Annotated in this window: 7 protein-coding genes and 1 pseudogene; 4 read left to right on the top strand and 4 right to left on the bottom strand. The window is 70.8% G+C overall.

Annotation, left to right across the window (positions count from 1 at the left end):
- Positions 1-529, top strand: a pseudogene (locus HMPREF1138_RS11215) (glycosyltransferase family 2 protein); the annotation flags it as partial.
- A complete protein-coding gene (locus HMPREF1138_RS03300) occupies positions 526-2,061 on the top strand; it encodes a DUF5719 family protein (RefSeq protein ID WP_009056510.1) in 1,536 nt (511 codons plus the stop codon). The pseudogene HMPREF1138_RS11215 and the gene HMPREF1138_RS03300, both read left to right, overlap by 4 nt.
- A gap of 80 nt (positions 2,062-2,141) precedes the next feature.
- On the opposite strand, the gene HMPREF1138_RS03295 is transcribed toward HMPREF1138_RS03300, so the two are convergent.
- Positions 2,142-2,447 (bottom strand): metallopeptidase family protein, encoded by a 306-nt coding sequence (locus HMPREF1138_RS03295; RefSeq protein WP_009056487.1) that lies wholly within the window; start codon positions 2,445-2,447, stop codon positions 2,142-2,144.
- 186 nt (positions 2,448-2,633) lie between these two features.
- On the opposite strand from HMPREF1138_RS03295, the gene HMPREF1138_RS03290 reads away from it, so the two are divergent.
- Entirely contained in the window at positions 2,634-3,086 is a 453-nt protein-coding gene (locus HMPREF1138_RS03290) for a DUF3499 domain-containing protein (RefSeq protein ID WP_009056490.1), read from the top strand.
- A 3-nt stretch (positions 3,087-3,089) separates the two neighbouring features.
- On the opposite strand, the gene HMPREF1138_RS03285 is transcribed toward HMPREF1138_RS03290, so the two are convergent.
- Positions 3,090-3,923 carry an RDD family protein gene (locus tag HMPREF1138_RS03285; protein ID WP_009056503.1) on the bottom strand — a complete coding sequence of 278 codons (834 nt, stop codon included), beginning with the start codon at positions 3,921-3,923 and terminating at the stop codon, positions 3,090-3,092.
- Positions 3,924-3,941: 18 nt separating this feature from the next.
- On the opposite strand from HMPREF1138_RS03285, the gene HMPREF1138_RS03280 reads away from it, so the two are divergent.
- Positions 3,942-4,934: a stage II sporulation protein M gene (locus tag HMPREF1138_RS03280; RefSeq protein WP_009056501.1), complete on the top strand. Its 993-nt coding sequence runs from the start codon at positions 3,942-3,944 to the stop codon at positions 4,932-4,934.
- Positions 4,935-4,962: 28 nt separating this feature from the next.
- Here the strand turns inward: HMPREF1138_RS03280 and HMPREF1138_RS03275 are convergent, their stop codons facing one another.
- Together HMPREF1138_RS03275 and HMPREF1138_RS03270 are read right to left on the bottom strand one after the other, a co-directional pair.
- Entirely contained in the window at positions 4,963-6,294 is a 1,332-nt protein-coding gene (locus HMPREF1138_RS03275) for a DUF58 domain-containing protein (RefSeq protein WP_009056505.1), read from the bottom strand.
- A gap of 7 nt (positions 6,295-6,301) precedes the next feature.
- A partial coding sequence (locus tag HMPREF1138_RS03270) for an AAA family ATPase (RefSeq protein WP_009056507.1) occupies positions 6,302-7,303 on the bottom strand: 1,002 nt, incomplete at its 5' end.

Here is a 7,303-nt window from a genome sequence, read left to right as displayed (position 1 = left end):
GCAGGCGGCCTACACGCTCGTCGTCTACCCCGATGACGCGACCGTGGACACCCTCGCCGCCCACGACGTCGACACGATCCTGGTCCCCCTCGGCGCCAGCGGCGCCCAGGCCCTCGCCTTCGGCCTCGACCGTGCGGCCGGCCTGGAGAAGGTCGGCGACACCAACTCCGGGACGGTGTGGCGCGTGCGCCCGGACGCGACCACGCCCTCGCGCGTGCGCGTCGAATCCCCCGCGGGCGTCACCAGCCCCGTGGGCGCCTCCCAGCTGCGCGTCGACGGCGACGTCAACGCCATCGGCACCCTCGTCCTGGCCGAACGCGCCGACTCGGGCTGGCGAGCCTTCGTCGACGGAGTCCCCCTTGCGCCCGCCGACCCGGTCGACGGGTGGGCGCAGGCCTTCGACATGCCCGCCGCCGGTCACCTCACCGTCACCTACGACGCCTGGTGGATCATCCCCTGGCGCATCGCCTCAGGCATCAGCCTGGTCATCGCAGCGGCCAGCGCACTATCCGTGTGGAGGAAGAGATGAACGTGCACCGGATCGCCTCCCTGGGTGCCATCGCGCTCGCCGGGCTCGGGGCCACGGTGCTCGCCTCTGGGTCCCTGTTGATCGACTCCGCACCCACGAGCGTCGAGGGCAGTGAGCAGAGCGCCCACCCCTCGCAGGTCCAGCTCGCCTGCCCCACCGGCCTCGTCGACCCCTTCAACACGACGAACGTCGCGGCCGCGACCACATGGTCCTCCCTGTCACGCACCCCGATCAGCCCGGCTCCGGCCTCGGTGACCGGCGTCGGCGGCGTCATCCCGACCGCGCTGACCCTCGTGGGGCAGGGCGGCGGTGAACTCGCCGGGCTCAGCGCCGTCGGCTGCGCAGCACCGCGTACCTCCCAGTGGATCGCCGCGGGCGCCACCACCTCCGGCGCCGACATGGTCCTGATCCTGTCTAACCCCGGCCCCACCGCCTCGGTCGTCAGCGTCGACGGGTACGCAGCGACCGGCCCCATCAACGCCACCCCGCGTCAGGTGACCGTCGCCGCCGGGACTACCGTGTCCGTGCTGCTGGCCGGATGGTTCCCCGACGAAGGTTCCCTCGCGGTCCACGTGCAGGCCGACGGGGGAGGAGTCGCCGCCTGGGCCCAAGCCTCGCTCATGAACGGCGAGATCCCCCAGGGCACGACGCTCGCCTCGGCGGTCGTCCCGGCGACCACCCAGACGATCCTCGGCGTCGACCCCTCGGGTACCTCACTGCTGCGCCTTCTCGCGCCCTCGGGCGAGGCGCACGTCAGCGTGTCCGTCGCGGACTCCGACGGCGTTCACCCCCTCGGCGGCGGGCAGGCGACGGTGGCCCAGGGCAGCACCCTCGAGATGCCCCTGGACGGCGCCTCCAAGGATTCCACGCCGATCGCCCTCATCGTTTCCTCCGACCGGGAGATCGTCGCGCAGACGACCACGATCACGCTGGGCGCCCCGTGGGCCGAGCGCGCGAACGCATGGATCATGCGCTCCAATGCCGCGCCCGCCACCTCGCTCACGCAGGCCGACATCCCCGGTCGGCGCACCCTGGAGTCCATGGCGACGCAGGTGCTGTCCACCTCGCCGATCCGCGACACCTCGGTGGCGACGGACTCCGGGGTGAGCGCGACGCGCGCCAGCCTGCTGCTCTACGCGCCAGCCACCGGCGCTGAGGCCTCCCGCCAGGACGGCGACGAGCAGTCCGGCACACCCGCGCCCACGGCGACCCCGAACATCTGGGCCTCCCCCTCACCCGCGGCCACGAGCGCGCAGACCGGAAACCAGGACGCCGCCCAGTCCACCGGCACCAGCCCCTCCACCCCCGGCGCCGTCACGGTGACCGTTGGCGGACGCACCGTGTCGATTGCCCCCGGAGTGCCCACTCTCGTCGAGCTGCCCGAGGAAGCCGCTCAGATCAACGCCGATTCGCCCATCCAGGCCGCCGTTGTCGTCTCCGCCGACACGGCAGTCGGGCGCATGACCACGACCTGGAACGTGGGCACCGAAGGCATCAGCGCGGTGCACGGATCCATCCGCACCAACAACTGACCAGGTCCGTGCCCCTCCTAGCGAGGCCCGCGTGACGGGGAGCCGACGGGGCCACTGGCGAGGCCCGCGGCGCCAGCGCCTCAGCGCATCGCGTCGTCAATCTCGTCGGGCGGCAGCGCCAGGATGTGGCTGATCCGCTCCACCAGGACCCGGCGGGTCACCACACCCACCTCCTCGGGCTGGCAGCGCAGCGTAATGGGCAGGCGATACACGACGATCCGGTCGTGCAAGCCCCGGCGTCGATCCGCCGGAAAAATGCGGGCTACGACGACGTTGTGAGACTCCCAGGACGCGGGATTCGACGGGGGAACGTCTTCGACCGCGAACTCGATCGTCGCGACCTGCGGCCAGCGCCCGATCAGCTCCGACACGAGCTCGCCGACCATCAGATCAAAGTCCTCCCGGCGTGTGCGCCAGGCAGGGGTCCCCGGGAAAAAGAGGGGACCGCGAGGACCGCGACCGTGCCGGTCGCGGCTCGAAACATGGCGTCGGCTCGCACACACCCCACCAGCGTAGGACCACGGCGTGCCGGAGCGCGCGATGCGGGCACAGAGTGTCGTACTCTTAGTGGCGTGATTGCCCAACGACACTGCTCGAAGCCCGGCTGCTCCGCCGTCGCCGTCGCCACCCTCACCTACGACTACCGTGACTCCACGGTCGTCGTCGGCCCCCTCGCCACCGTCGTGGACCCCAACTCTTACGACCTGTGCGACGAACATGCCCAGAACCTGAAGGCGCCCCTGGGCTGGCAGGTCGTGCGCCTGGCCACCACCTTCGAGCCGGCCCCGCCCTCGGGCGATGACCTCGCTGCTCTGGTCGACGCTGTCCGAAGGGTCGCCCAAGAAGCCAAGCAGGCCCCGGCCTCGGCCCCCGACGCGCGCATCCCACGCACCGGGCCCTACGCTTCGGCGCGCTCCGTGGGAAACCCCGACACCTCCAGCCCCCTGGATCCCTCCAGCCCGTATGCGCGTCGGCGCGCCCAATTCACCGTCGTCGACGGCGAGGAAGGGGCCGGCCGGGACTGAGCGCTACAGGCCGAAGCGGGGCTTGGTCGCCTCGTGGAAGCGTTGCGCGCCCCGGTGACGCCGCTCGATCTCGCGCCACCACTCCCGATCCCTGCGCGCCACCAGTACGGCGGCAATCACGAGCTCAGGGTGAAGCCCCTCGGGCAGGGGAGTCTGCACGCGCCGGGAGAGGCGATCCGCCAGGGAGGTCGCGACCTGGATCCTCAGCGCCCTGTTCAGGGAGCGGTTCGTGCCCAAGAACGCGCGAGCCTCGGCGACGAGCTCATCATCCAGGGGCAGGATCGTCGCGGTGGCAGCCCACACCTCAAGCCCCGGGGGCATCACGAGTGGCGGATAGAAGACAGCGGAGCCCTGCGAACACACCATCGTCCCGGCGGCCAGGTCACCCAGACGCTTGCCCTTGGAACTCAAAAACTCCGACGCGAGGGCGATGGCCCCGAGGGACAACCAGTTCTCCACGATCCCCACCCCGACACGAACCGCACTGTGGCGCGCCGTGATGGGGCCACCGTCGTCGCGCACGACGCGCAGGTTCATCGCCCACTTGCCCAGCGAACGCCCGCCGGTGGCAACCTCGACCGCGAAGGGGACGAAGAACAAGGTGGAGGACGTGAGGGCAATGATGAAGATGCGCAGAGCCGATTCTGAGTCGCCCGACCAGGTCTTGGTCGCGATCAAGATGAGGATGAACATGGCGCCCACATACGTCGTCCCGTCGATCGTGGCGGAGGCGATCCTCTCCATCGGAGACGCGGGGGAGACGTCAAGACTCACCGCCTCGCCGGTGCGGACGTAATCATCCTGAAAGTCGCTCGACTCGATGCGTTGCGCGCTCATATGTGACACGCTAGTCCAATGGACATCGATGTGCTGCGGGTAAGCGGAAAAAACCAGTGGAAACGTCTCGATGAGCTCACGCGCGCCCGCGTACTGAGTGGCGAGGACATCGACGAGCTCGACCGCCTCTACCGCAGCGCTACCACGGACCTGGCGCGCGTGCGCACGATGAGTCCCGACCCCGACGTCATCGCCGAGCTCTCGCGCATCCTGTCGGCCGCGCGCGGGCGCCTGGCGGGCACCGGCGGCCTCACGGGCGCCGTCATCGCCCGCTTCTTCGTCGTCTCCCTGCCGCTGGCCCTGTACCGCATCCGCTGGGTGATCCTGGGGGTGATGGCCGTCTTCATCGCGCTTTGCGCGATCCAGGCCCACTACATGATGACAACCCCCGAGGCAATGAACGAGCTGGGCAGCCCCGAGAGGCTGCGCACCTACGCGCAGTCCGAGTTCGTCGAGTACTACAGCCAGGACACGCACGCGGAATTCGGCGTGTCCGTGTGGGCGAACAACGCCTGGATCACCCTGATCAGCATCGGCACCGGCATCACCGGCTTCTACCCCCTCAAAATACTGTGGGACAACGCGGTCTCACTGGGAACCTCCGCCGCGGTCGTCATCACCTATGGGGGCGCGTGGCACTTCTTCCGCTTCATCCTGCCCCACGGCGTGCCCGAGCTGACCGCGGTGTTCATCTCGATCGCGGCCGGGCTGCGAATCTTCTGGGCGTTCCTGGTCCCGGGCCCCGCGTCGCGCTTCCAGGCCGTCGGGCAGGCGGCGCGAGCCGCGATGACCGTGGCGGTGGGGTGCGCGATCCTGCTGGCGGGCAGCGGATTCCTGGAGGGCTTCGTGACGCCCTCCGAGCTGCCCGACGCCCTCAAGATTTCCCTCGGCCTCCTCCTGACGGCGGCGGCCTGGGCCTACATCCTCCTCCTCGGGCTCCGCGCCGATCGGGCTGGGCTAAGCTCCGACGTCGGCACCGACGCCGGCTACTATCAGCCGGTCTCCGGCTAGGTCTCCGCTCGACCGCTAGAGGCGCCCGCTAGAGGCGCCCGCTCTTCTTCAGCTCGATGTAGCGATCAGCCGTGCGGGCGGGCAGCAGGTCGGCGGAGGCCTCGAGCGTGAGGGCGCCGGCGAGACGCACGTCGGCTGCCCCGGCCTCGTCCGCGCGCTGGGAGAGGGCTGCGGAGGCCGCCAAAAAGACCTCCTCGGCGTCCGCGCGGCCGCGGCGCGCGCGCAGCTCGTCCGGGTCCGTCGCCGAGGCCACGAGCACCGTGTGGCGCTCGGTCAGGCGCGACAGGGCATCCGTGAACTCTGTCTCCATGCCCGCGGGCGGGATCTTCGTGGCGATAACGACGAAGGCCGGATGGTGCACCGTCTGCTCGACGGTGGCCGCGACCTGCGACCAGTTGGTCACGTCCAGGCGCGCGGAGATGTCCGTGAAGGTGCGAGCGAGCGTCTCGATGATCTTCGGGCCGCGCACGCCGGAAACGCGGGCACGAACGTGTGAGTCCGCTGCCAGGACGTGGACCTTGTCGCCCGCCCGGTCGGCGAGCGCAGCGAGGAGGAACGCCGTCTCGATAGAGGAGTCCAGGCGCGGCGCGCAGCCCAGGGCGATGGAATCCACCTCCATGCGCTCGGGGGCGCCCAGCAGCGCCGACGCGGCACGCCCGCAGTCCACGACGATGACGACGTGGCGGTCGCGTTCGGGACGCCACTGGCGCACCATGAGTTCGGGCGCGCGCGCCGAGGCCCTCCAGTCGATGTCGCGGGGGTCGTCGCCCAGGACGTAGGCGCGCAGCGAATCGAACTCCGTTCCGGCCCCGCGCAGCGTCGTCGGGGTGGTGCCCTCCAGCTCGTGCAGTCGGGCCAGGCGCGAGGGCAGCAGGACGCGCGCCTTGAACTCGGGCAGGACCGACAGCGTCAGGGGCGCCGCGATGGAGACCTGTCGTGCGCCCAGGTGCAGCGGCCCCCAGGAACGGATCGTGACCACGTCGGCGTGACGGGTTCCGCGGCGCGTCGGCGACAGCGTCGTGGAGATCTTCTCGGCGCCTCGCGCACCGATGGACACGCGTCGGCGCGGCGGCGAGGGGTTCAGGGAGGGCGGCCACGCGTCGCGCACGTCCAGGCTCATGCGCCGCTTCGTCGTGTTGGACAGGCGCAGGGTGGCCGTGGTCGTCTGGTCGGCGCGGATCGGGCCGGTCACCTCGCGCCGCAGGCGCAGGGTGCGCGGCGAGGGGGCGCCGAGCGCGTCGAGCACGCAGGTGGCGACGATGATGCCAAACCAGCCCCACGCGAAGGCCCGCGAGGGGGCGAACGCGAGCGGGATGAGCCCGACGAGGACGAGGAGCGCGCTGCGCGCCGAGACGATCATGGAGGCCTCAGCGGGGGACCGGGGTCGCCGCGAGGACACCCGAGACGACGTCGGTGGCCGTGACGCCCTCGAGGTTGGCCTCGGCACGCAGTCCCAGGCGGTGCGCGAGCGTCACGGGCGCCATCGTCTTGACGTCGTCGGGGGTGACGAAGCCTCGGCCCTGCAGGAACGCCCAGACACGCGAGGTGCGCAGCAGGGCGGTGGCGCCACGCGGGGAGACACCGAGGCGCACGGCGGGGGAGGTGCGCGTCGCGCGGCACACGTCGACCAGGTAGGCCATGACGGCGGGCGCAATCTCGACGCGAGAGGCGGCCACGGCAGCGGCGTGGATGTCGGCGGCACCCGCGACCGGGCGGATGCCGGCCTCGGCCAGGGACATGGGGTTAAAACCCGCCTGATGGCGTGCGACGATGTCGATCTCCGCCTCACGCGAAGGAAGGGGCAGCTCGAGCTTGACGAGGAAGCGGTCCAGCTGGGCTTCGGGCAACGGGTAGGTGCCCTCGTATTCGACGGGGTTCTGGGTCGCGATCACCATGAAGGGGTCAGGCAGCGCGCGGGTCGCGCCGTCGATGGAGACGGTGTGTTCCTCCATGGACTCCAAGAGCGCGGACTGCGTCTTGGGGGGCGTGCGGTTGATTTCGTCGGCGAGGAGGAGATTCGTGAAGACGGGACCTTCGCGGAAGACGAACTCGGAACGCCCCGCGTCCCACACCATCGAGCCGGTGATGTCGGCGGGCATCAGGTCGGGGGTGAACTGGATGCGCGCCATCTCGACGTCGAGGGCGCGCGCGAGGGTGCGCACCAGGAGGGTCTTGGCGACGCCCGGGACGCCCTCCAGCAGTGCATGCCCGCCCGCGACGAGGGCGACGATGAGGCCGGTGATCGCCCCGTCCTGGCCGACGACGGCCTTGCCGATTTCGGCCTTGAGCGCCAGGAGCGCCCCCTGCGTGTTCTTTTCGGCCGCGCTCAGGGACCGGCCCGACCATCCTTCGCCCGTGGGGGCGGTGAA

It is taken from the genome of Actinomyces sp. ICM58, from assembly GCF_000283035.1.
Classification (GTDB): domain Bacteria; phylum Actinomycetota; class Actinomycetes; order Actinomycetales; family Actinomycetaceae; genus Pauljensenia.
Note: the sequence above shows the minus strand (reverse complement) of the source record. Positions and strands in the feature narration are given on the sequence as shown.

Bases quoted from the DNA above. Each gene is read 5' to 3' on its own strand.
- HMPREF1138_RS03300 (WP_009056510.1), top strand. From the start codon at position 526: ATGAACGTGCACCGGATCGCCTCCCTGGGTGCCATCGCGCTCGCCGGG.
- HMPREF1138_RS03295 (WP_009056487.1), bottom strand. From the start codon at position 2,447: ATGGTCGGCGAGCTCGTGTCGGAGCTGATCGGGCGCTGGCCGCAGGTC.
- HMPREF1138_RS03285 (WP_009056503.1), bottom strand. From the start codon at position 3,923: ATGAGCGCGCAACGCATCGAGTCGAGCGACTTTCAGGATGATTACGTC.
- HMPREF1138_RS03280 (WP_009056501.1), top strand. From the start codon at position 3,942: ATGGACATCGATGTGCTGCGGGTAAGCGGAAAAAACCAGTGGAAACGT.
- HMPREF1138_RS03275 (WP_009056505.1), bottom strand. From the start codon at position 6,294: ATGATCGTCTCGGCGCGCAGCGCGCTCCTCGTCCTCGTCGGGCTCATC.